Source organism: Streptomyces microflavus (genome assembly GCF_014650075.1).
Classification (GTDB): Bacteria; Actinomycetota; Actinomycetes; order Streptomycetales; family Streptomycetaceae; genus Streptomyces; species Streptomyces microflavus.
The window spans coordinates 464394-488535 of the sequence record NZ_BMUG01000006.1 but is presented as its reverse complement, the minus strand read 5'-3'; the positions used below and the strand labels follow the sequence as shown (position 1 = coordinate 488535).

General features: G+C 69.5%; 13 protein-coding genes. 6 read left to right on the top strand and 7 right to left on the bottom strand.

Going from position 1 to position 24142, the window contains the following annotated elements:
• Window positions 1-144 precede the first annotated feature (144 nt).
• Window positions 145-1617: an MFS transporter gene (locus IE264_RS20130; RefSeq protein WP_015612407.1), complete on the top strand. Its 1473-nt coding sequence runs from the start codon at window positions 145-147 to the stop codon at window positions 1615-1617.
• Between the two features lie 42 nt (window positions 1618-1659).
• Window positions 1660-3525, top strand: coding sequence for an asparagine synthase (glutamine-hydrolyzing) (gene asnB / locus IE264_RS20125; protein WP_032753865.1), 1866 nt, complete (start codon window positions 1660-1662; stop codon window positions 3523-3525).
• Between the two features lie 45 nt (window positions 3526-3570).
• On the opposite strand, the gene murJ is transcribed toward asnB, so the two are convergent.
• Window positions 3571-5217, bottom strand: a complete 1647-nt coding sequence (murJ, locus tag IE264_RS20120) for a murein biosynthesis integral membrane protein MurJ (RefSeq protein ID WP_032753863.1) — start codon at window positions 5215-5217, stop codon at window positions 3571-3573.
• Between the two features lie 178 nt (window positions 5218-5395).
• On the opposite strand from murJ, the gene IE264_RS20115 reads away from it, so the two are divergent.
• Together IE264_RS20115 and IE264_RS20110 are read left to right on the top strand one after the other, a co-directional pair.
• Window positions 5396-6610: a L,D-transpeptidase gene (locus tag IE264_RS20115; protein WP_015612404.1), complete on the top strand. Its 1215-nt coding sequence runs from the start codon at window positions 5396-5398 to the stop codon at window positions 6608-6610.
• Between the two features lie 122 nt (window positions 6611-6732).
• Window positions 6733-8334: a CocE/NonD family hydrolase gene (locus IE264_RS20110; protein WP_032753861.1), complete on the top strand. Its 1602-nt coding sequence runs from the start codon at window positions 6733-6735 to the stop codon at window positions 8332-8334.
• Between the two features lie 32 nt (window positions 8335-8366).
• Here IE264_RS20110 and IE264_RS20105 read toward each other — a convergent pair whose 3' ends face one another.
• The 6 genes from IE264_RS20105 to IE264_RS20080 form a co-directional block, all read right to left on the bottom strand.
• Window positions 8367-9233 (bottom strand): amino acid ABC transporter permease, encoded by an 867-nt coding sequence (locus IE264_RS20105; RefSeq protein ID WP_032753860.1) that lies wholly within the window; start codon window positions 9231-9233, stop codon window positions 8367-8369.
• A complete protein-coding gene (locus tag IE264_RS20100) occupies window positions 9230-9874 on the bottom strand; it encodes an amino acid ABC transporter permease (RefSeq protein WP_032753858.1) in 645 nt (214 codons plus the stop codon). Before IE264_RS20100 ends, IE264_RS20105 begins: the two co-directional genes overlap by 4 nt.
• A 16-nt stretch (window positions 9875-9890) precedes the next feature.
• A complete protein-coding gene (locus tag IE264_RS20095; protein ID WP_015612400.1) occupies window positions 9891-10823 on the bottom strand; it encodes a glutamate ABC transporter substrate-binding protein in 933 nt (310 codons plus the stop codon).
• A 13-nt stretch (window positions 10824-10836) separates the two neighbouring features.
• Window positions 10837-11580, bottom strand: a complete 744-nt coding sequence (locus IE264_RS20090; RefSeq protein ID WP_015612399.1) for an amino acid ABC transporter ATP-binding protein — start codon at window positions 11578-11580, stop codon at window positions 10837-10839.
• 134 nt (window positions 11581-11714) lie between these two features.
• Complete coding sequence (locus IE264_RS20085; protein WP_015612398.1) at window positions 11715-12155, bottom strand: DUF6278 family protein; 441 nt, start codon at window positions 12153-12155, stop codon at window positions 11715-11717.
• A 135-nt stretch (window positions 12156-12290) separates the two neighbouring features.
• Entirely contained in the window at window positions 12291-15488 is a 3198-nt protein-coding gene (locus IE264_RS20080; protein WP_032753856.1) for a DNRLRE domain-containing protein, read from the bottom strand.
• Between the two features lie 575 nt (window positions 15489-16063).
• On the opposite strand from IE264_RS20080, the gene IE264_RS20075 reads away from it, so the two are divergent.
• Together IE264_RS20075 and IE264_RS20070 are read left to right on the top strand one after the other, a co-directional pair.
• Window positions 16064-23863 carry a ricin-type beta-trefoil lectin domain protein gene (locus IE264_RS20075; RefSeq protein WP_229887647.1) on the top strand — a complete coding sequence of 2600 codons (7800 nt, stop codon included), beginning with the start codon at window positions 16064-16066 and terminating at the stop codon, window positions 23861-23863.
• Window positions 23854-24129 (top strand): hypothetical protein, encoded by a 276-nt coding sequence (locus IE264_RS20070; protein WP_032753854.1) that lies wholly within the window; start codon window positions 23854-23856, stop codon window positions 24127-24129. The genes IE264_RS20075 and IE264_RS20070 overlap by 10 nt, the downstream gene beginning before the upstream one ends.
• Window positions 24130-24142: the final 13 nt, after the last annotated feature.

The window sequence follows — 24142 nt, the reverse complement described above, 5'->3', positions numbered from 1 at the left end:
CCCCTCCTGCCCGCACCCTCGTACCGCCCCGCGCCCACCCCGCGCGGCCTCGCGCCGCTCCCGTACGAGACCCCGCTCCGCCCCCGTACAAGACCCGTCCCCGTCCGTCCCAGCCGCCGGGCCGCACTGGCCCCGAGGAGTGCCATGACCACGCTTCACGACCCGCACGAGCCCGAGACGGCGGCTCCTCCCCTCCTGCTGCGCACCGGGCCGGTGTTGCTCGTCCTGCTGTCGGCGATGTTCTTCGCCCAGTTCGACTTCTTCGTGGTGAACGTGGCCGCTCCCTCCCTGGAGAGCAGCATCAACGCCGACCCGGCGGCGCTCGAACTCATCGTCGGGGGTTACGCGTTCGCGTACGCGGGCGGGATGATCACCGCGGGCCGACTGGGTGACCGCTACGGCCACCGCCTGCTGTTCATCATCGGCACGCTCGCCTTCGGGTTCACCTCGCTGCTGTGCGGACTGGCCGTCAACCCCGGGCAGTTGATCGCCGCCCGCCTGGCCCAGGGTCTTGCCGGGGCGGTCATGGTGCCGCCGGTCCTGGCCGTCATCACCGCGTACTTCCCCAATGAGAAGAAGGGGAAGGCGATGGCCTGGTACGGCGCCGCCGCCGGTCTGGGGTCCATCGCAGGACAGGTGCTCGGCGGTGCGCTGATCTCGGCGGACTTCGCCGGGCTCGGCTGGCGCACCATCTTCCTGATCAATGTGCCGTTCTGCCTGGTCATCGCGTTCGCCGCGCTGCGGGTGCTCCCCGCGCACGTCAGCCGGATCCGGGCCGGCCTCGACCCGGTCGGCGCGGTCGGCGTCTCGTTCGCGCTCGCCCTGCTGCTGGTGCCGCTGACCATGGGCCATGTCTCCGGCTGGCCGGCCTGGACCTGGGTCAGCATGGCCCTGGCCGTACCCGTGATGGTGGCGACGCTGTACTGGGAGCGGGCGCTTGCGGCCCGCGGTGGCAATCCGGTGCTCGTCCTGTCGCTGTTCCGCAGCGACTCCTTCCGCGGCGGGGTGATCGCGGGCGCGGCGTTCATGCTCTACTTCGGCAGCTTCATGTTCACCCTGACGCTGCTCCTGCAGTCCGGGCTGAAGCTGGACCCGTTCGAGGCCGGCCTGATGTTCTCGCCGATGGGTGTGCTGTTCACCGCCACCTCGATGATCGGCGGGCGGCTCACGGCACGCTGGGGCATGAACGCCCTGGTGGTCTCCGGCGGGGTGACCGCGCTCGGACTGGCCCTGCTGGCGGTGCCGTTGGCGGTCTCGGACTCCGCTGTCGGCCTGCCGTGGGTGGTGTTCTGCCTCTGCCTGGTCGGCGCGGGCAACGGTGTCGTGCTGCCCGCACTGTTCGGCGCGGCACTCATCAACGTACCGCCGCAGGACGCCGGGACCGCCTCCGGGATCCTCACCACCACCCAGCAGTTCGCCAGCGCCGCCGGTGTCGCGGCGATCGGCGCGCTGTTCTTCACGGTGGCCGGTGACCGCCCGACCACGGCCGACTGGTCCCTCGCCATGGCCTGGGCGACCGCCGCGAGCTTCCTGCTCGTCCTCGTCGTGATGTGGACGACCTGGACGTTCAAGCGCTTCAGCCCGCCGCCGGCCAAGCGGTCCGCCGCACGGGTCTGACCCCGTACCACCACGTCCACGTCCGAGAGAGGCCACATCGTCATGTGTGGAACAGCAGGATGGGTCTCCTTCGACCCGGCAGCCCCCGTCACGGCCCCGGTGGCCGACGCGATGACCGCCACCATGGCCTGCCGGGGGCCGGACGCCCACGGTCTCTGGCTCGGCCGGTCGGTCGCTCTCGGCCACCGCAGGCTCTCCGTCATCGACCCGGCGGGCGGCAGCCAGCCGATGGTCTTCGAGCACGACGGTGAGCCGGTCGTCGCCATCAGCTACACCGGCGAGGTCTTCAACTACCGGGAGCTGCGCAAGCAGTTGCTGATCCGCGGGCACGGCTTCCGTACCGACAGCGACACCGAGGTCGTCCTGCACGCCTACCTGGAGTGGGGCGAGGACTTCACCGAACACCTCAACGGCATGTACGCCTTCGCGCTGTGGGACGTCCGTACCGAGGAACTGCTGCTGGTCCGCGACCGGTTGGGGATCAAGCCGCTCTACTACTGGCCGCTCCCCGGCGGCGTGCTGTTCGGCTCCGAGCCCAAGGCGATCCTGGCCCATCCCTCGGTGCGGCCCGCGATCGACACCGAGGGCTTCGCCGAGCTGCTCGGCTTCACCAAGACCCCCGGCCACGCGGTCTACAAGGGCATGCACGAGCTGCGCCCCGGCCACACCCTCCGGGTCGGGCGCGGCGGCAGCACCCTGCGCCGCTACTGGGCGGTGGAGTCCCACGAGCACACCGACGACCTGGACACCACGATCGGCCGGGTCCGTGAGCTGCTGGAGGACATCGTCGCCCGGCAGCTGGTGGCCGACGTCCCGGTGGGCACGCTGCTCTCCGGCGGACTGGACTCCAGCATCATCACCGCTCTCGCCGCCCGCCACCGGACCGCCCTCGGGGCCCCGCCGATCCGGTCCTTCGCCCTCGACTTCGACCGGCACGGCGACGACTTCCGGGCCGACGACTGGCGCGGTACCCCCGACGCGCCCTTCGCGGAGCTGCTGGCCCGGCACGCCGGCTCCGACCACCAGGTCGTCACGCTCTCTCCTGAGCAACTGCTCGCCCAGGACGCCCGCGAGGCCATCATGCGCGCCCGCGACCTGCCGTTCGACCTCGGTGACGGCGACACCTCGCTCTACCTGCTCTTCCAGGAGGTCCGCCGGCACTGCACGGTCGCGCTCTCCGGCGAGGCGGCCGACGAGGTCTTCGGCGGCTACCGCTGGTTCAACCACCCCGACACCCTCACGGCGGACACCTTCCCGTGGCTCGCGCCGCCGTTCGGCACCGGCATCTCCGGGCCCGGCAGCGGCCCCGGCGAATCCCTGATCGACCCCGCCCTGCTGGCCAAGATCGACCTCCAGGGCTACCGGGCCCAGCGCTACCACGAGGCGATCGCCGAAGTTCCACGGCTGACCGGCGAGTCGGCCGCCGACCGGCGGATGCGCGAGATCGGCTATCTCCACCTGACCCGGTTCCTGCCCTGGATGCTGGACCGCAAGGACCGGGCCAGCATGGCCGTCGGCCTGGAGGTGCGGGTGCCGTTCTGCGACCACCGGCTGGTGGAGTACGTCTTCAACACCCCTTGGGCGATGAAGTCGTTCGACGGCCGCGAGAAGAGCCTCCTGCGTGCCGCCACCCGGGACCTGCTCCCGCCGGAGATCGCCGACCGGGTGAAGGCCCCGTACCCGACCAGCCGGGACCGGCGCTACCTCGACGGGCTGCGGGCCTCCCTCAAGCGCGCCACCGAGGGCCCGGACTCGCCGGTACGGGAGCTGCTGGACGAGGGCGCGCTCGCCGCCGCCACCGCCGACGACCCGCGGCCCGGCTACCGCACGGGGACCGAACTGGTGCTCGCCCTCGACTTCTGGCTGCGGGGCCAGAACGTCGGCCTCGACGTCGACCTGGAGCTCTGAACCACGCCCAGGAGCACCACGAGCACCAGGCGTACGGCTTCGGGCTCAGCGCCGCAGCCGGGCCCGGCCGCCGTCCACCATCGCGGTGATCTCGCCGATCCCGAACGGCCGGGCCAGCAGCACCACGACGAGCAGCAGTGCGAGGGCCCCCGCCCCGGCGGCCGCCACGTCCCCCGCGCCCTCGGCCGCGCGGGCGGCCCCGTAGGCGAGCGCACCGGCGGGCAGGCAGGCGGCGATCAGCCGGAGGTGCGTGCCGACGGTGGGCGAGCGGAGCAGGGACCCGGTGCCGGTGGCCGAGACCCGCCGGGCCAGGACGTACCCGGTGACGGCGAAGCCGACGGTGAAGGCCACCGTGCTCGCCCCGGCCATCCCGGTCACGGCCCAGCGGGCGGGCAGCAGCCAGTAGGCGGCGGCCGAGAGGCCCGCGTTGACGGCGGCGACCACCAGGTTGAGCAGGAACGGGGTGCGGGTGTCGCTCATCGCGTAGAAGCCGCGGGAGAGGACGTACTGCCCGGAGAAGGCGATCAGCCCCGGCGCGAAGGCCACCATGATTCCGGCCATCACCGTGATGTCGGCGTCGGTGGTGCGCCCGTACCCGAAGACGGAACCCATCACCCACGGCGCGAGCACCAGCAGTGCGGTGGCGGCGGGCACCACGACGGCGGCGCTGGTCCGCAGGGCGTACGCGACATCGCGCCGCACCCCGGCGAGGTCCCCGTCGGCCGCCGCCCGGCTCATCCGGGGCATCAGCGCGGTGACGAGCGAGACGGTGATGATGCCCTGCGGGACGACCCAGAGCTGGTAGGCGTAGCTGTACGCGGTGTAGCCCGCCCCGCCCGCCACCTGCTGCTCGAACGCCTCCTGCCCGGCGGTGGTGGAGAGCCGGGTGACGACCCAGTAGGCGAGCTGGTTGGTGAGGACCAGCAGCACGAGCCAGCCGGCCGAGCGCATCGGCCGGGTCAGCCCGCTGCCGCGCCAGTCGAAGCGGGGCCGCCAGCGGAACCGGGCGGCGCGCAGCGCGGGGATCAGGGCGAGGGTCTGCACGGCTATCCCGGCGGTGGTGCCCCAGCCGAGGAGCTGGGCGTCGGTGTCCGAGAGGGTGCCCGCGGAGTTCGCGGCGACGGCGATGTAGAGCCCGAACACCCCGATGATCACTACGTTGTTGAGGACCGGGGTCCACATCATCGCGCCGAACCGGCCCCGGGCGTTGAGGACCTGGCCGAGCAGGGTGAACAGGCCGTAGAAGAGGATCTGCGGCAGGCAGTAGCGGGCCAGCGCGACCGTCAGCTCGGCCTGCCGGCCGTCGTAGTCGGTGTACACGCCGACGATCAGCGGGGCAGCGGCCACGGCGAGCCCGGTGAGTGCGAGAAGGCCGACGGCGCACAGGGTGAGCAGCCGGTCGGTGTACGCCGCTCCCCCGTCGGCGTGCTCCTTGGCGGCCCGGACCAGCTCGGGGACGAAGACCGCGTTGAGGGCGCCGCCGATGAGCAGGATGTAGAGGATGTTGGGGACGGTGTTGGCGACCGTGTAGCCGTCGGCGGTCAGCCCGGTGCCGAGCGCGGCGACGACGACCGCCGAGCGGACGAACCCGGTGGCGCGGGAGACGACGGAGCCCGCCGCCATCACGGCCCCGCTGCGCAGGACGGAGGCGGACCGGGCCGGGGGCGCATCGGGCTCGAAGGTTCTGCCCACTGGTCTCTCCCGCGTTCCGAGGTTCTGGCCGACGGTGGAGGGTACTCCGCGCGGTCGGGCGCCGGTCGGTCGGGTGGTGCGGGCAGTGCGGGCGGAACCCGACATGGGGGAAACGGAACCCGAGAGGGGGGAAAACGCCTCTCACCTGTCGAGTCTTGCTGCCCTGGAGGTTTTTCCGTTGAGTTCTGCACGCCCGCGCATCCGTCGTACCGCTCCGGCCCGCCGGAGCGCCCGGCTCGCCCTGACCGTCCCGGCGGCGCTGCTCGCCGCCGCCCTCACGGCCTGCTCGGGCGGCGGAGCGGCCGGTTCCGCCGCGCAGGCCGGCGCGGACGGCAAGGCGCCGGAGACCAGCATCTCGGTGAACCTCCGGGGCGGGGCGGCGGCCCCGGGCGGACCGGTGAAGGTCACGCTGGCACAGGGCAAGCTGAAGACGGTGTCGGTGACGGCGGGCGAGGGCGGTGCCCTGGCCGGGAAGATATCCGCCGACGGCCGGACCTGGATATCCGAGCGGGTCGCCGCGCCGGGGACCGCGTACACCGTCGAGGCGAAGGACGCGGACGGCGGCAGCGACACGGCCACGTTCACGACCGCCGATGCGGAGAAGGTCAACAAGCTGTCGCTCGCGCCGGGCAAGAACACCACGGTCGGTATCGCCCAGCCGCTATCGGTCGTCTTCGACCACCCGGTGAAGAACAAGGCGGCGGTGGAGAAGGCCCTGAAGGTGTCCACCTCGAACAGCACCGAGGGCTCCTGGGGCTGGCTGCAGGACTACTCGGGCAAGGACCGCATCGACTGGCGGCCCAAGGAGTACTGGAAGCCGGGGACGAAGGTGACCCTGGCCGCGGAGCTGAACGGCATCGACACGGGCGCGGACGGCGGCTGGTTCGTCCGTGACTACACGACCACGTTCACCATCGGAGCGGCCCAGGTGGTCAAGGTCGACCTCGACGGGCACCGGCTCTCCCTGCACCGCGACGGCAAGCAGGTGCTGGACGCCCCGATGTCGGGCGGTACGCCGGGCGGCGACAAGGCGTCCTGGCGGGGTACGGCCGTCCTGATGTCGAAGGAGGGCACGATCAACATGCGCTCCGAGACGGTGGGCCTCGGCGACGCGTACGACAAGATGGTCGACTACTCGATGCGGCTGACCTGGTCGGGGATGTACGCCCACGCCGCACCGTGGAACTCCGGCTACTTCGGCAACGCCAACCGCAGCTCGGGCTGTCTCGGCATGAGCGACGCCAACGCCTCCGCGCTCTACGGGCAGGTGCGGGTGGGCGACCCGTTCGAGATCACCGGCGCAGACGCCAAGGGCACGGTCGCCGAGGGCAACGGGTACGGCGCGTGGAACGTGTCGTGGACCGACTGGCAGACGAAGAGCGCACTGAAGTGAGCCACTGCTGACACGGCGTCCAACAATCGTTACCTTCACGCAACACACCCGGTAGTTACCAGCGGTAAACAACCGGGGTTACCGTCGGGTCACTTTGCACTGACACGCGTGAGGAGTGACCCGTGGTACGTCCGAATCCGGCACTGCGCACCACCGCTTCGATCACCACCGCCGTCGTCCTGCTGACCGGAGCCGCCCTCGGCGCGGCACCGGCGGCCGGCGCGGCGCCCGCCCCCACCTCGGCGAGCGCCTCCGCGCCGAACCTGACGTTCCACGACATCCCCGGCTCCGGCGGCATCACGCTCAAGGGCAATGTGTTCAGTCCCTCCGGAGCAGCGGCCCCGGCCGGGGCGAGGCATCCGCTGATCGTCTTCCCGACCAGCTGGGCCATGCCGCAGATCGAGTATCTGGCGCAGGCCCAGAAGCTCGCCGACTCCGGTTATGTGGTGGTGAGTTACACCTCGCGCGGCTTCTGGCTCTCCGGCGGGAAGATCGAGGTGGCGGGTCCGCCGGACATCGCGGACGCCTCCGCCGTCATCGACTGGGCGCTGGCGAACACCTCGGCCGACCCGGACCGGATCGGCATGGGCGGAGTCAGTTACGGCGCGGGCATCAGCCTGCTGGCGGCCGGTCACGACCCCCGGATCAAGGCGGTGGCGGCGCTCAGCGGCTGGGCCGACCTGATCGACTCGATCTACAGCGGCCGGACCCAGCACCTCCAGGCGGCCGCCCTGCTCGGCGGGGCCGGGCTGATCACCGGCCGCCCCAGCGACGAACTGTCGCAGACGCTCAAGGACTTCCTCGGCTCGAAGCTGGACAAGGAACCGGAGATGATCGCCTGGGGCGCCAAGCGCTCCCCCGCGACCTACCTCGACAGGATCAACGCCAACGGCGCGGCGATCATGATGGGCAACGCCTGGGGCGACACGATCTTCCCGCCCAACCAGTACGCCTCGTTCTACGAGAAGCTCGCCGGCCCCAAGCGGCTGGAGTTCCGCCCCGGCGACCACGCGACCGCCGAGCTGACCGGCCTGTTCGGGCTGCCCAACGACACCTGGACGAGCACCCGCCGCTGGTTCGACCGCTACCTCAAGGGCGAGCGCAACGGCATCGACACCGAGCAGCCCGTCCAGCTCAAGTCCCGTACCGACAAGGGGTACGAGGGCTACCCGGACTGGAAGTCGGTGGGCGCGGCGAAGAACCGTATACAGCTCGACGGCACGAAGAAGGTGTGGGCGAACGTCGACTCGGGCGCCAACGGGGGCATCACCCTGCTCTCCAACGCCCTGGACCAGTTCCTGAAGCTGCCGCCCACGGTCTCCGTACCGCTTCTGCCGCGCACCTTCGCGAGCGTCTGGCAGTCGGAGAGGTACGGCTCCGAGCAGCGCGTCCGGGGGACCGCCGAGCTGCACACCACGGTCACCAGCACCAAGTCGAGCGGCACCTTCGTCGCGTACCTCTACGACGTCGGCCCGCTCGGCGTGGGCAAGCTGGTCAGCAACGCCCCGTACACGTTCCACGGGCAGACGCCGGGCCGGCCGTTCCCCGTCGACCTGGAGCTGTTCTCCACGGCCTACGACGTCCCGGCCGGTCACCGGCTCGCCCTGGTGATCGACACCGTCGATCCGCTGTACATCGAGCACAACCCGACCGGCGCGCAGCTGACCTTCTCCTCGCCCTCCACGGACCCGAGTCATCTCTCGGTCCCGCTGCGCGAGAAGTGATCACCGACTGCTGCCGGGCGGGGCATGCTCCGCTACTGCCCTCCCGGCAGCAGCTTCCCCGACTCGGCCGGGGCCACCCCCACCGCCTCCGTCCTCGGATTGCGCCGCTGCCTTCGCGCCACCCAGGTGGCGAACCACGAGAGCAACATGCACATGCCGATGTAGATCGGAGAGATCACCATCACGACAGGGATGAAGGGAAGATCGTAGTCGAGATTCGACGCGATCAGCTTCCCCGCGTGGAGGAATTCCTCGTAGGTGATCAGGTAACCCAGTGAGGTGTCCTTGAGTGCGACCACCAGCTGACTGATGATGGTCGGCAGCATCGCGCGTACCGCCTGGGGAGCCAGGACGAACGTCGTGACCTGCGTCTTGCGCATCCCGAGGGCGTACGCGGCCTCCCGCTGGCCGCGGTCCACGGAGTTGATCCCGGTCCGGAAGACCTCCGCGAGGACCGAGCCGTTGTAGAGGGTCAGTCCGGCGACCAGGGCGGGCAGCGCCTGCACCTTCAGCGCCACGAAGATGAAGAAGATCATCACCAGCACCGGCATGGCCCGGAAGAACTCGACCAGCAGGGTGGAGATCCAGCGCACCGCGCGGTGCACGGAGAGCCGGCCGACCGCGAGGACCGCGCCCAGGGCGAGGGAGAGGACGGCGGCGTACGCGAACGCCTTGAGCGTGTTGCCGAGGCCGCGCAGGAGCAGTTCCTGGATGCCCTTGTACTGGAAGGGGCGCCACTTCTCGGCGGTGAACTGGTCGGTGTCGAAGAGCAGATAGATGATCCAGCCGACGAGCGCGAGGATCACGACGGTCGAGACGATCCCGTACAGGAGGTGTCGCTTGCGGGTCTGCGGTCCGGGGATGTCGTAGAGCGCGGTGGCCGTGGGTAGTTGGGTCATCGTGCGACTCCCCAGCGCTTCTCCATCACGTTGAAGAGCGCACTGATGGTGAGGGTGATGATCAGGTAGCCGACGGCGATCCAGATGAACGTCCAGATGATGCTGTAGCCCAGCTCGTTGAGCGTCCGGTAGGTGCCGAGGAGCTCGGTGACGCTGAACGCCCCGGCGATGGCGGAGTTCTTGGCCAGTGCGATCAGGGTCGAGCCGACCGGCGGGATCACCGAGCGGAAGGCCTGCGGCAGGACGACCTCGCTCAGGGTCTGGCCGAAGGTCATCCCGAGGCTGCGGGCGGCCTCGCCCTGGCCGGTGGGCACGGTGTTGATGCCCGAGCGCAGCACCTCGCAGATGAACGCGGAGGTGTAGCAGCCGAGCGCCAGGACCGCGAAGAGCTGGAAGGGCAGCACCAGGCCGAACCGGGGTAGGCCGAGGAGGACCGCGAAGAACAGCAGCGTCAGCGGGGTGTTGCGCAGCACGGTCACCCAGACCGTGCCCAGCACCCGCAGCGAGCCGACGGGCGCGACGCGGAAGGAGGCCATGAGGAAGCCGAGGGCGAGGGCGAGGGCCGAGGAATAGACCGTCAGCTCGACGGTGCCGAGGAAGCCCTTGCCGTAGAGGGAGAAGTTGTCTGTCAGTACGTCCATGGGTGGCGCCGTCCCCTCAGTTCGCCGGGTAGCGGTCGATGGGCGGCGGGGTCGGCGCGGGCACTCCGGAGAGCCCCAGCGTCGCTTCGAACGCCTTCTTCCAGTTGCCGTTCTTCTCGTTCGCCTCCAGCGCGTCGTCGAGGGCGAACCGCAGCGCGTTGTCGGAGCGCTGCACGCCGATGCCGTACGGCTCCTCGGAGAAGGACTTGCCGACGACCTTCATCTCGTCGGGCGCCTTGGCCGCGAAGCCCAGCAGGATGGCGTCGTCGGTGGTGACGGCGTCGACCTGGTAGGTCAGCAGGTTGTCGACGCAGACCGAGTAGGTGTCGTAGGCGACGAGGACCGCCTTCGGGTACTCCTCGGCGATGCGCTGGTAGGGGGTGGTGCCGGCGGCCGAGCAGACGGTCCTGCCGGCCAGGTCCTGGGGACCCTTGATGTCGTTCTCGTCGGTGCGCACCAGGAGCCCCTGGCCGGCCAGGTAGTACGGCCCGGCGAAGCCGACGAGCTTCTTGCGCATGTCGTTGATGGTGTAGGTGCCGACGTAGTAGTCGATCTGGCCGTTCTGGAGGGCGGTCTCGCGGTTGGCGGAGGCGATCGTCCGGAAGCGGATCGTCTTCGGTTCGAAGCCGAGCGAGGCCGCCATCATCCGGGCGATCTCGATGTCGAAGCCGGAGTAGACACCGCTGGCCGGGTCCTTCTCGCCCAGATAGGGCTGGTCCTCCTTGGCGCCGACGATCAGATGGCCGCGCCGTTCGGCCTTCCGCCAGGTGGCGGACTCGGGCAGTTCGAAGCCCTTGTCCACCTGGTAGACGGGCAGCGCCTCGGCCTTCGGACCCTTGACCGGCGGGCTGCCCTCCTTGCCGCAGGCCGCGGCGAGCACGGCGAGCAGGAGGCAGAGCGCGAGGACGGTACTGCGGCGGCCCGTACGGTCACTGTTGGTACGCAACACGGAAGCCCTCCCGTCAGTGCTTGAGGATCTTGGAGAGGAAGTCCTTGGCACGGTCGCTGTTCGGGGAGGTGAAGAACTCCTCCGGGGTGCGGTCCTCGACGACGCGTCCGTCGGACATGAAGACGACACGGTTGGCGGCGGACCGGGCGAACCCCATCTCGTGGGTGACCACGACCATGGTCATGCCGTCCTGGGCGAGCTGCTGCATCACTTCCAGCACCTCGTTGATCATCTCCGGGTCGAGCGCCGAGGTGGGCTCGTCGAAGAGCAGCGCCTTGGGGTCCATGGCCAGGGCGCGGGCGATCGCCACGCGCTGCTGCTGGCCGCCGGAGAGCTGGGCGGGGAACTTGTCGGCCTGGGAGGCGAGGCCGACCCGCTCCAGCAGTTCCCGGGAGCGCCGGTCGGCGTCCTCCTTCTTGCGCTTGCGGACCTTGAGCTGGGCCAGTGACACGTTGGCCAGCACGGTCTTGTGGGCGAAGAGGTTGAACGACTGGAAGACCATGCCGACTTCGGCGCGGAGCTGGGCCAGGCCCTTGCCCTCCTCGGGGAGGGGCTTGCCATCGATCAGGATGGAGCCGGACTCGATCGTCTCCAGCCGGTTGACCGCCCGGCAGAGCGTGGATTTCCCGGAGCCGGAGGGGCCGATGACCACCACCACCTCCCCGCGGCCGACGGTGAGATTGATGTCCTGAAGTACGTGCAACTCTCCGAAGTGTTTGTTGACGTCCCTCAGTTCGATCAACGGATCGACGGCCATGCGCTGCCCTACCCACTTGTCGCTGTGTCGAGGTCAGCGCAAACTATCCATCCCGGAAAGGGACTTCGCACCCGACACGCGCAAATGGTGCATAAGGCTGTTTATCTCCAAATGACAGCTTCCTGGCGGCGGTCTCAGTTCTCGGCCGACTCCGCGTACACCTGCGAGAGCTCGGGGCTGCCCGCCATCGCCCAGTCCAGCCCGGCGGCGACGACGTCGATCTCCCGCCCGGACTCCAGCCGCACCACGGGCTGCCCGCTCGGCCAGATGTCCCAGGCGGCACCCGGCACGGTGCGCACGATGACGGTGCCCAGGTAGAGGCCGGCGTCGTTGCCCAGCCAGGGCAGCTCCTCGGGATCGTCGCGCCAGCGGGGCGGCAGCTGGTCGAGCGCGGCCAACGAGGCTGGGGTGTCATCGAGTTCGAGCCCTTGCTGCCCCGCCCGGGCACGCAGCAGTTCGCATTCGGCGAGCAGCTCGGCCACACCGTCGGGATCTGCCTCGACGGCGGCCGCGAGCGCGTGCCCCTGCGTACCACCCTGACGCTTACGCCAGTTGTCCAAGAAAGGGATGTTCATACCACTAGGGTCCCATCCCGGCCAGGTTCCGCACCACAGGGCGCGCGGACCCTGCCGGAAGCCGGGGGCCTCGCGCCTGAAGCCGGTGAGGGCGCCGTCCTCGCGGACGGCGCCCTCACCGGTTGATCGCCTGGCTCAGGCGAATGCCTTGACCGTCTTCCAGTCGACGGACAGGACGATCTTCACCGGACCGTTGGTGTTCGTCTTCGACGGGTGGTAGACGCGTGTCTGGCCGTCCGAGGCGAAGCGGACCCACATGTCGGGGATCCGGTCACCGTTCACGTCCGGCACGCTGACGATCGCCGAGATGTTCGCCTGGGTCCAGTTGTTCCCGTACTGGACGTCCTCCCCCTCACGGGAGTTGGCCCCCGTGGTGAGCGAGAACAGGTCCACGCTGCCCGTGACCGTGCCCGGCTTGCCGTGGCGCACGTACATGTTGCCGTTGTCGCGGTTGCGCCACAGCAGGTCGGGGGTGCCGTCCAGGTCGATGTCCGCCACGTTGAGGATCTCGCGGACGGCCCAGGCGTCGTGGTTCATCCGGGTCGCCAGCTGGAAGCCGGCGCCGGTGTAGCCGGTCAGCGCCCAGAAGGCCGGCCCGGTCCGCACGAACAGCTCCGGCAACTTGTCGCCGGTCACGTCCCCGACCGCCTTGATCTCGTCCCAGGTCGCCGGGTCCGGCGTGCCCGCCGGCAGCCGCACCCGCAGCCGCTTGTCGACGTTGAAGCTGCCGTAGCCGTCGCCCGGGTAGAGCCAGAAGCCGCCGTCGGGAGTGCGGGCGAACACGTCGGTGACGCCGTCACCGGGGTAGACGTCCGAGTGCTTGGCGATCAGGGCGGCCTTACCGGTGGCGGAGTCGTACCAGTGGTCCGGCGGGTTGAGCTTGCCGTCCGATGTGTACGAGGAGGCGAGGGAGCCGTAGAGCTCACCGCCCACGTCACCGGGGAAGGTGCGCAGATTGCCGGAGGCGTCGATGATCAGCAGGTCGGAGCGGCCGTCGCCGCCCGTGTCGCCGGGTCCGTCGGCCGTGTCCCGGGGCGGCACGTAGAAGTGGTGGTCGGTGCGCTGGCTGCGGTTGCCGACCGCGTCGTAGGCGTACACCTGGAGCGTGTTGGGGCCGGAGTGCATGGGCTCCAGGGCGGGGACGGTGGCGGCTCCGGAAGAGGCCGTCACCTCCTTGAGGTTGAGCCCCCCGAAGGCGTAGCTGAACTTGGTCGCGCCGCTTGCGCTGAAGGTGATGGGGCCCTTGCCGCCGAACTTGACCGTGGCCCACGTGGCACCGTCGGAGGTGGCCTCCGGGAACACGTCGCTGGTGACGTCGGGGGCCGGCGGGGCGGAGGCGTCGATGGTGAACCGGCAGGGCTCCGACGTGCCCGCCGGGAAGAAGGTCGACACGTCCCCCGCGGTGTCCTCGGCCCGTACGTCCCACGAGTAGGTGGTCTTGTCGGCCAGGCTGGTGGTGGGGATGGTCAGCGACCCCTTGCCGCTGCTCAGGCTGGTGACGAGGGTTCCCGTGGGGGGCGTCGCGCCGAGCTTCCAGTAGCGGAAGCGCAGACCCTTGAGGTTGCCGTCGGGGTCGGTGGCGGTCGCCGCCAGGACGATGTTGGTCTTCGCGATGGTGCGGCCGGCGCCCGGGCCGGGGACGCAGGCGCCACCGGGGGACGTCGTGCCGCTCTTCGGCTCGTTGGGGGGCCGGTTGTAGTCGACTTCCAGTTCCGCGGACTTCGCCGAGAACTTCCGCCAGGTGTAGGAGTCCTTGGCCGACTCGGTGACGGACTTCATCCCGAGGGTGAGGGTCGAGTACCCCTTGTCGGCGCCTTGTTGCGCCGCGTTCTTCACGTTGTAGCTCACGTAGTCGTCGGAACAACCGGAGTTGTAACCGAAGGCGAAGGACTGCTTGCCCTGGGATGTGCTCCAGCTCGGCTGCTTGTTCCAGGTGGTGCCCGAGGAGATCGCCCCGGTCAGGGAGAGCTCGTACTCACGCTTGGTGCACGACCACGCGTAGTTGTTCAGGACCTTGAACGCCGCGCGGGTGATCGTGGCGCCCTTGAGCGAGGTGGAGTAGCCCATGCGCCAGAAGGCGCGGGCGGTGCCACCGGTGTCCTTCTCGTAGCCGACCCGGGCGTCGGAGGTTCCGGAGTTGAAGTTGGTGCCGTTGTAGAAGCTGGTGTTGGGGTACGGCTTGTAGGCGGTCGTCCACGCCTTCCAGCCGGGTTTGATGGTGGGGTCGAGGAAGACGGGGAAGCGGACGCCGTCGCCGGACAGCAGACCGCTGTCGGCGATATCCAGGCTCAGCCGGGCGGTGCCGGTGCCCTCACCGTCGAGGCGGGTCGCCAGCGGGCTCTGGCGTGCGCCCGGCTCGATGCCGCCCAGGCCGGACAGGTTCAGCACATCGGCGGGGGTGGCCACGGCGGTGCGGGGGGTGACGTCCGGGGACTCGGGGTCCTTGCCGGAGGAGTCCCAGCCGAAGGGCGTGGGGATCGCGGTGACCTCTTCGCCCGTGTCCCCGTCGAGGACCAGAACGCCGTCGGTGGCCTCATCGCGACGGAAGACCGCGGTGCTGGAACGGAGGCCGTACGCGAGGGAGTTGACGGACGCCTGCGCTGCGGCCTCCCGGTTCTTCACGATGAGCAGCTGGCCGAAGCCGCCCTCCTCGCGGGCGACGAGGAGCAGGTCCACACCGGGCAGCACCTCGGAGTACAGGGCGCGGGGGCCGTCGAGCACCGGCTCGGGCAGCAAGCCCGGCCAGGTGTACGCGATGGTGTGGCCGCCGACCTCAACCTCGGCCAGGACGCTCTCGCCGGCCGGGGCGCGGTCGGCCGGAGCGGTCAGCGGGAGCCGGGCGTACGAGCGCCCGGCCCGGCCTTCGCCCTTGTGGGCGCCGTCGGCGCTGCCGCCGGAGAACCGCACCGGGACAGGCGCGTTGACGGGGCGGACGGTCAGTCCGTCATCGGCCTTTCCGGTCCGCTCCAGGGTGGTGTCGATGTCGGCCCAGCGCCCCTCCGCGTTCTTGGCCCGCTGCGGCAGCGCGTGGAAGCTGGAGCGCCACTGCCCGTTGGGCAGCGCCCAGGTCAGGGAGGTGGCGGTGGTGGCGGTCTCGACGAGGACCTTCTTGCCGCGGCGCAGGGCCTCGGCCATGGCGGCGCTCTCGTCGCGGGGCGGGGTGGAAGCCGGCTTGGCGACGGCGGGGCCGCCCCCGCCGGGTGACGGGCGGTCGGTTCCGGGCAGCCACCAGGGCAGCAGCGCGGCGGTGAGTGCGGCCAGCAGGAGGCCGAGGGTGCACGTCAGCCTGGTGCGCGTACGCACGAAGGGGCTGAGGAGGCGAGGCGCGGACACTGCGGGCTACTCCCGTGGGGCCGGACGGAAAGAGGACAGCACAGACAGCCCCGTTCGGCGGACCGCGGGGCAGAGAGCGCCAAACGATCGCACGGGAGCTAGGAGGAGCGTCCACCATGAGAAGTTCATTAATTCGTTACAGGTGTGTGGAAGTTGAGGAGAGTGATGCCGGGCATCTCCGCTTTTGAGGGTCTCTGACGGGTGGTTATGCCCGACAGGCCCAAAAGCAGGGACATATGCCCGGTCTGATGATCTGCGCGCCGTTCTATTGGATCTTGACCTGTGGGCCAATTCACTCCTACCCGCCCGCCGTCACCTTGCGTGATCTTGATTGACCGGCCGTCCCTGTCGGAGAGTGCCGACCCATGCGCCTTTCACCGGGCGTGTGCTTTCCGGTGCTCGCGCACCTCGTTCCATTCCTCTGTTTCTTCACGCCCGGGTGGGAGTCGACGCGTATGCGTGCTGCAGGTCCGCTGTCCTGGCGGGGACGTGGCCGACTGGCCCTGACATCGTCAGGCCGTGCTCGGCGGCGTCGTGCCCGCATGTCGGTCGTCCTGTTGATGTCCTCGACATTGATGGTGACGAGTCTGTCCGCCGAGGCGTGGGCGATACCCGGCCCCGGCATGAACCGGGAGGAGTCGCAGCTCGAACTGCCGGACATTCCGGAGAGCGAGCCGATCGGCCAGGACGAGAGCGCCGAGACCAACCTGACCACCGCGGACGAGATCCCGGTGGTCCCGTACGAGCCTCAGGCCGTCACCCCGTGGCAGGCGGACAGCGGCACCGCGGACCTGACGGGCCTGGAGCCCGGCGCCACTGTGCCCGTCGCCGACCTGCCGGTGGCCCTCGGCGTCCCCGAGGACGGCGACCCGGCCGCCCTCGCCGGACAGTGGGGTGTGGCACTCGCCGCCCCCGAGACCTCCCAGGACGCGGGCGTCTCCGGCCTGATCATGCAGGTCACCCCGCCCGCCACCGCCGACCCGGAAGCCGAGGTCGCCCTCAGCGTCGACTACACGGCCTTCGCCGACCTGTACGGTCCGCAGGCCGCCGACCGCTTCGGCCTCATGCTGCTGCCCGAGTGCGTGTACACCTCGCCCGGCAGCGGCGACTGCGCCCCCGACGCGGGCGGCGAGGGTACGGAGACGATGTCCGCCCCCGCCCCCGGCCAGGACACCTTCGAGGCGCTGCCCAGCGAGGTGGAGCTGCTGCCCGCCAAGGCCGCGCCCACCCGCACCACGGCTGCCAAGAACGTCTCGACCCGTCGCATCGTCACGGGCACGGTGCCCGTGGGCCAGCTGCTCGACGAGCCGGACGCCTCCGCCACCGACGCGGACGGCGCGTCCGCGCGTTCCCGGACCGGCAAGGGCTCCTCCGCCGACGCCGGCAGCTCCTCCGTGCGCCCCGCCGCCCTGCGCGCCGCCGCCTCGTCGGGCTCGCGTGTCGTCGGCGCGCTGGACACCGGTGCCTCGGCGGCCGGTAACTACACGGCCACGCCGCTGCTGTCCTCGGGCTCCTGGTCCGCGGGCTCCTCCTCCGGCGCGTTCACCTACTCGTACCAGGTGCAGACCCCGGAGACCGGGGGCGGCCTGACGCCCCAGATCGGCCTCAACTACTCCTCGCAGGGCGTGGACGGCCGCACCTCCGCCACCAACAACCAGGCGTCGTGGATCGGCGACGGCTGGGAGTACGGCGCCGGCGCGATCACCCGGACCTACGCCGGCTGTACCCAGGACTCCAAGAAGCCGGGCTCGAACAACGCCACCCACCGGACCGGCGACCTGTGCTGGGGTTCCCAGAACGCGACGCTGTCCCTCGGCGGCATGACCACCGAACTCGTCTGGGACGAGACCGAGGAGATCTGGGTCACCGCCAACGGTGACGGCTCCAAGGTCGAGCTCAAGAAGGACACCGACCTCAAGAACGGCGACGCCGACGGCGAGTACTGGGTGGTCACCACCCGCGACGGCACCGCCCACTACTTCGGCCGCCACCGTCTGCCCGGCTGGTCCGACAAGGGCACCGCCACCACCGACGACGACGACCCGGTCACCAACTCGGTGCTGACCGTCCCGGTGTTCAGCAACCACTCCGACGAGCCCTGCTACAAGGCGGGCAACTTCGCGGGCTCCTCCTGCACCGAGGCATGGCGCTGGTCCCTCGACTACGTCGAGGACGTGCACGGCAACGCCATGTCCCTGTGGTGGGCGCGCGAGACCAACCACTACGCCAAGAACTTCAACTTCAAGGCACCGGTCTCGTACCACCGCGGTGGCTACCTCACCCGGATCGACTACGGCCAGCGCAAGAACAAGATCTTCTCCGCCCCGGCTCCGGCCCGCGTCAACTTCTCGGTCGAGGAGCGGTGTTTCAAGGAGGGCTCCCTCAGCTGCACCGAGGAGAACTTCACCGCCAAGGACCCGGGCAAGTTCCGTATCTGGTACGACACCCCGGCCGACCTCCGCTGCACCTCCGGCAAGATGTGCTGGAACGCGGCGCCCGCCTTCTTCTCCCGTAAGCGCCTCGACAAGATCACCACGTCGGCGCAGCGGCGCACGGACACCACTGCACGCCAGGTGGTGGACGAGTACCAGCTCAAGCAGCACTTCCCGACGCTGAAGACCGGGGCCAACACGGCCCTGTGGCTGGAGTCGATCACCCGTACCGGGTACGGGCGCAACGGCACCACCGACGAGAAGGTCACCCTCAACCCAGTGCGCTTCGAGTCCAACGCCGAGGACATGCCCAACCGGGTCATGCGTGGCGAGAAGGACCCCCGCCCCGGATTCTCCCGGCTGCGCGTCGCCCGTGTGATCAGCGAGTACGGCGGCGAGACCGTCGTCTCCTACAAGCAGCCCGAGGGCGCGTGCGCGACGGGCAGCGGTCTGCCCGGCAAGGGCGACACGGCCGCGCTGAAGGCCAACACGCGCCTCTGCTACCCGTCCTACTGGCACCCGGACCCGGCGAAGGAGGACATCGACTGGTTCCACAAGTACGTGGTGGGCGAGGTCGAGGAGCTCCCCAACGTCGACGGTGCGTTCTCCACGCTGACCTCCTACGCGTACAAGAACGCCGGATGGCGTCTGGCCGAGCAGGAGTTCACCAAGAAGTCCACCCGCACCTACTCCCAGTTCGCCGGCTTCGAGCAGGTGAGCACCATCACCGGGGCCGACGACCCCGAGATCGGCAGCAAGCGGTCGAAGGCGGTCACCCGGTACTTCCGCGGCATGGGCGACAACGTGTCCGTGAAGGACGCCGGCGGCGCCGAGATAGCCAAGGACGAGGAGCCCTTCGCCGGCCGGATCGCGGAGGAGCTCACCTACAGCAACGTCGGTGACGCCGACGACAACTGGCTCACCCGCTCCGTCACGTACCCGAAGGCCACCGAACTCGCCAAGCGGGAACGCGGTGACGGCCTCAGCGCACTGCGCGCCTGGCGTGTCACCGAGCCCCGGCAGGTCTCGTACACCAAGTCCTCCGGTACCGGCGACGACAAGCGCACCGAGCGCGTCATCGAGACGAAGACGTCCTACGACGCGAAGTACGGGCTGCCCACGCAGGTCGAGTTCCTCGGCGACACCGGCAAGTCCGGCGACGAGTCCTGCTCGGTCATGGAGTACCTGCACCAGGAGAAGGCCAACATCATCGGCCTGACCAAGCAGGTCAAGTCGTCGGCCACCTCCTGTGCGAACGCCTCCTTCGACAACCTGAGCAGCCTGAGCTCCGCCGGACGCACCGCCTACGACGGCCAGGCGTACGGCGCGGCCCTCCCCGAGTCCGCCCGTGGACTCGCCTCGCAGACCTGGTCGCTGAAGGCCGACGCCACCGGCTTCCAGAGCGAGGGCACCACCGGCTTCGACGAGGTCGGCCGCGTCCTCACCCAGACCGACCCGGACCTGAAGACCTCGAAGATGACCTACGACCCGCCCTCGGGGCAGGCCTTCAAGGTCACCACGCGCAACTCCCTGGGCCACGAGCAGATCGACGAGCTGGAGCCGGGCCGCGCGTCCACGGTCAAGTCGACCGACGCCAACGGGCGGGTCAGCCAGGCGGTGTACGACGCGCTCGGCCGTCTCAAGGAGGCGTGGGGCCCCGGCCGTACGCCGTCCGCCTCGGCCGTGCCCGACTTCCACGCGACATACACCACTCCGGCGGGCAAGCCGCCGTACATCACGACCTCCACGCGCGGCCACGAGAACCGCGTCGAGACCTCGGTCACCCTCTACGACGGCCTGGGCCGCGAGCGCCAGAGCCAGGAGCAGGCCACCGGCGGCGGCCGGCTGATCACGGACACGCTGTACAACAGCTCCGGCGAGGTGTGGCAGACCAACAACGCCTACTTCTCCGAGGGCAAGCCCAGCGGTGAGCTGTTCACGCCGCTCGCCGAGACGGCCGTGCCCAACGCCACCCGCTACACCTATGACGGCCTCGGCCGTGTGCTCAAGGAAACGCCGCTGCTGCGCGGCGCGGAGACGCCCGCCAGGGCCACCCAGTACTCGTACGCCGCCGATCACTCCACGGTGATCAACCCGTCGGGCTCGGCCTCCTACCGCGTCTACTCGGACGCGCTGGGCCGTACCGCCCGGGTCGACACGTTCACCAACGCCGCGCGCGACGAGTACACCTCGATGCGCTACGCCTACGACGCGCAGGGCCAGCTGTCGAAGGCGGACCACTCCGCCGACCGCGACCGGCCCTGGAGCTGGACCTATGACCGGCGGGGCCGTCTGGACACCGCCGTCGACCCCGACTCCGGCACCACCACCACCAAGTACGACAGTCGTGACCGTCCGGAGACCGTCACCAACTCCCGTGGCATCACGACCTGGACCGAGTACGACGAGCTGTCCCGGCCCAAGAAGCAGCGGCTGGGCGGCGAGAACGGAACCGTCCTCAGCGAGTACACCTACGACACGGCCGCCGGAGGCAAGGGGCTGCCCGCCTCCGTCAAGCGGTTCACCGACGGCCTGCCGTACGAGCTGAAGGTCGACGGCTTCACGTCGGACTACCAGCCCACCTCCACCACGCTCTCGCTGCCGCCGAGCATCGCCGACACGTGGGGCGTGGCCGCCTCCTACAAGTACGACTACACGTACACGGACACCGGCCAGCTGAAGGAGGCCTCGCTGCCCGCCACGGGCAACGTCGCCGCCGAGAAGCTCGTCGTCCGCTACGACAAGGACGGCCTGCCGCTCTCCGTGTCCGGCAAGGACTGGTACGGCGCCGAGGCGGTCTACTCCTCCTACGGCCAGCTGCTGCGCTCCACGCTCGGCGCGCAGCCCAACCGGGTGTGGACGCAGTCCACCTACGACGAGGCCGGTGGCGAACTCACCGACCAGCAGGTCTACCGGGAGAAGAAGGGCGACACCTCGGTCGTCGGCGGCAACCTCGTCTCGCACCGCTCCTACTGGTACAACAACGCGGGCGGCGTCACCTCCATCCGCGAGCGCTCCCTCGGCATCGAGGAGCGGCAGTGCTTCACGTACGACCCGCTGGGCCAGCTGACGAAGGCCTGGACGGCGAAGGACCAGAACTCCTGCACCGCGGGGCCGGCCGGTCCTGACGGCACGTCCAACGCGACGGCGGGCACGGACGGTTCCGGCTACTGGCAGGAGTACGAGTACGACCTGCTCGGCAACCGTAAGAAGCTGTCCGAGAAGAACCTCGCCGGTGACACCACGAAGGACGCCGTCACCACCTACGCGTACGGCAAGTCCGACGGCAGCCAGCCGCGCACCCTCACCAAGCTGACGAAGAAGTACGTCACGCCGCAGGGCGCACAGGTCACCGCCGAGGCGGAGCGGCTGTACGAGCTGACCGGTGAGACCAAGACCGTCACCTCCGTGGGGACAGGCGACAAGCAGGAGCTCACCTGGACCTACGACGGCCAGGTCGAGCGGATCACCGGTCAGGGCAGTGGCGGCAAGACCGACTACATCGGTCTGGCGGACAAGTGCCTCGACCTGCAGTCGGGCGTCGCGGCGGCCGGCCGGCCGGTGCAGCTCTACTCCTGCAACGCGACGACCGCGCAGAAGTGGAACTTCTCCGCCACGCCGAACCAGAGCGATGCCGACCTGGGTGCGATGAGCGTCCACGAGGCCTGGTGCCTGAAGCCGGCGGCCAACACGGCCGGTTCGGCCCTGCAGGTGCAGAAGTGTGACGGTTCGGCCGCCCAGCAGCTGAAGCGCAACGCGGCCGGGCAGCTCACCCACCCGGCGTCCGGCCTGTGCGTCGCCGTGAAGGACGGGGCCACGGCCAACAGCACGCCGATCGTGCTGGCGGCCTGTGCCGGCGGTTCCGCGGCGCAGCAGTGGGAGGCGCAGAACGAGACCCGTCACATCTACGGGCCCGACGGCAGCCGCCTGCTGACCGTCCAGGGGAAGCAGGCGACCCTGCACCTGGGCGACTCCGAGGTCACGGTCCAGAAGGGCGGCGTGCTGGTCAACACCCAGCGTTCCTACGCGACGCCCGGCGGCTCGGTCCTGCGCTACAGCTACGGCACCGGTGCGCAGCAACTGGTCGCCATCGCCACGGACCACCAGGGCAGCCCGTACGCCGAGGTCGCCCTGAACGAAATGAGCCCGGTCCGGATCCGCAAGCAGGACCCGTTCGGCAACCAGCGCGGCGCGGCCACGCCCACCATGCAGAACCACGCCGGGTTCCTGGGCGCGACGCGCGACGACTCCTCCGGCTACACGCCACTGGGAGCCCGCCTCTACGACCCGGTCGTCGGCCGCTTCCTCTCCGCCGACCCGGTCCTGGACCTGGCCGACCCGTTGCAGTCCAACGGCTACGCCTACGCCCACAACAACCCGGTCACCCTGTCCGACCCCACCGGCCTCTCGGTGACGCTGACCGCATCGGAGACGGCCGCGGCCCTCTCGGGTGCCGGCCTCAGCGCCGCACAGGTCTCCCAGGCCCAGGCGGCCATGGGCCGCTCGCTCACCTCGGTGATCCTCTCGGCGGCCTGGGGCGCGCTGAAGGACTTCATCGGCATCACCGATGCCATGAACTGCTTCGGCGGTGACATGTGGGCCTGCGGAAGCCTGATCATCGGGGCGATTCCCTGGACCAAGCTGGGGAAGATCCCCTCCGTCCTGAAGGCGGTCAACCGCACGATCTCCGCGATCCAGGCATGGAGAACGGCGAAGAAGGCAGCCCAGATCGTCCTCGCCGCGGCGAAGGCGGCGGAGAAGAGAGCGCTCGACGCCAAGAAGGCGGCGATCGAGAAGGCCAAGAAGGCCGCGCAGGCGGCAAAGAAGAAAGCCGCCGAAAAGGCGAATACCACTAGCAACAAGGCGGTCAACCAGACAAAGAAGACCGGAAACCCGGTCCAGAAGCAGGCGCAGGCGAAGGCAGCGCCTAAGGCCTCTTCGGCCGCCGGTGCAGGCAAGGGGGCAGGGGGCGGCGCGAAAGGCGTCTCCAAGCCCGGTGGCTCCTCCGGCGGTTCGGCCCGGTCCAAGGGCGGGACGAGCGGCAGCGGAGGGTCGGGGAAGACCGGCGAGAGTGCTGGCGGTTCCTGCTCCGTCGACAACAGTTTCACCCCTGGCACCAAGGTGCTCATGGCCGACGGTTCGGTGAAGCCGATCGAGGACGTGAAGGTCGGCGACAAGGTCAAGGCCACCGACCCCAAGACGGGCGAGACCCGAGTGGAGACGGTCACCGCCGAGATCAAGGGCGAAGGCCTCAAAGACCTGGTCAAGGTCACCATCGACACCGACGGCGACCGCGGCTCGCAGACCTCTGAAATCACGGCGACGGACGGCCACCCGTTCTGGGTCCCTGAGCTCGGCGAGTGGATCGACGCCACCGACCTCCAGTCCGGCCAGTGGCTCCACACCGGAGCCGGCACCCAGGTCCAGATCACCGCAGTCGAACGCTGGACCAGCTCGGGCACCACGGTCCACAACCTCACAGTTGGCAACACCCACACCTACCATGTGGTTGCGGGCGCCGCACCAGTACTTGTACACAACTGTGGTGGACTTGCAGATGCGACGGACCTGGATTTGAGTGCAGCGGCGCTGCGCCCCATCCCGCCGAAGGGCAACAAGACATTCCAGTATGAGTACCATATGACCGAGGCAGGAAGGGCACTGCAAAAGCACACCGACCCGGTAAAGCGGACACCGGAGCATGTGGACAAGTACGCGCCATTCCTCCGAGGTGCCAACCGTTTGACTGACAAGGGCGACGTGAACCGAGGCGGAATGGAACTCCTTGGTGAAATTCTAGGCAACCCGGGCGCCTCCCGGACCATCAGCTCTGCGTCGGCCCACTATGGCGGATCAGTGCTTGAGATCATGGATTCTGCTACAGGGCGTGGCGCGCGATGGAGCATGCGCGGCGGCGGAATTCAATTCGAGGGATGGCTATGAGAATTTTCTCCACTCAGGGCCGCGAGTTCGCCGCCCTGATCATCTTGAGTGACTACAACGACTATGAGTCGATGGAAGTCGTCGAGATGACCGAAGGGAAGCGCGGGGAACTTCTGCTCGAATTCAGGTTCGATAGCAACTCGGCTCGCCTGAGTTTCATTCGACCGGAGGTCGAAATCCCCCTCCTCAGAGCATCGCTGGAAATCTTCCGGGAAGAGTTCCTGGAGCCAAGAATTTCAGGGGGCCTTCCCTATCCCCCTTGGTAGGAAAGGAATTTTC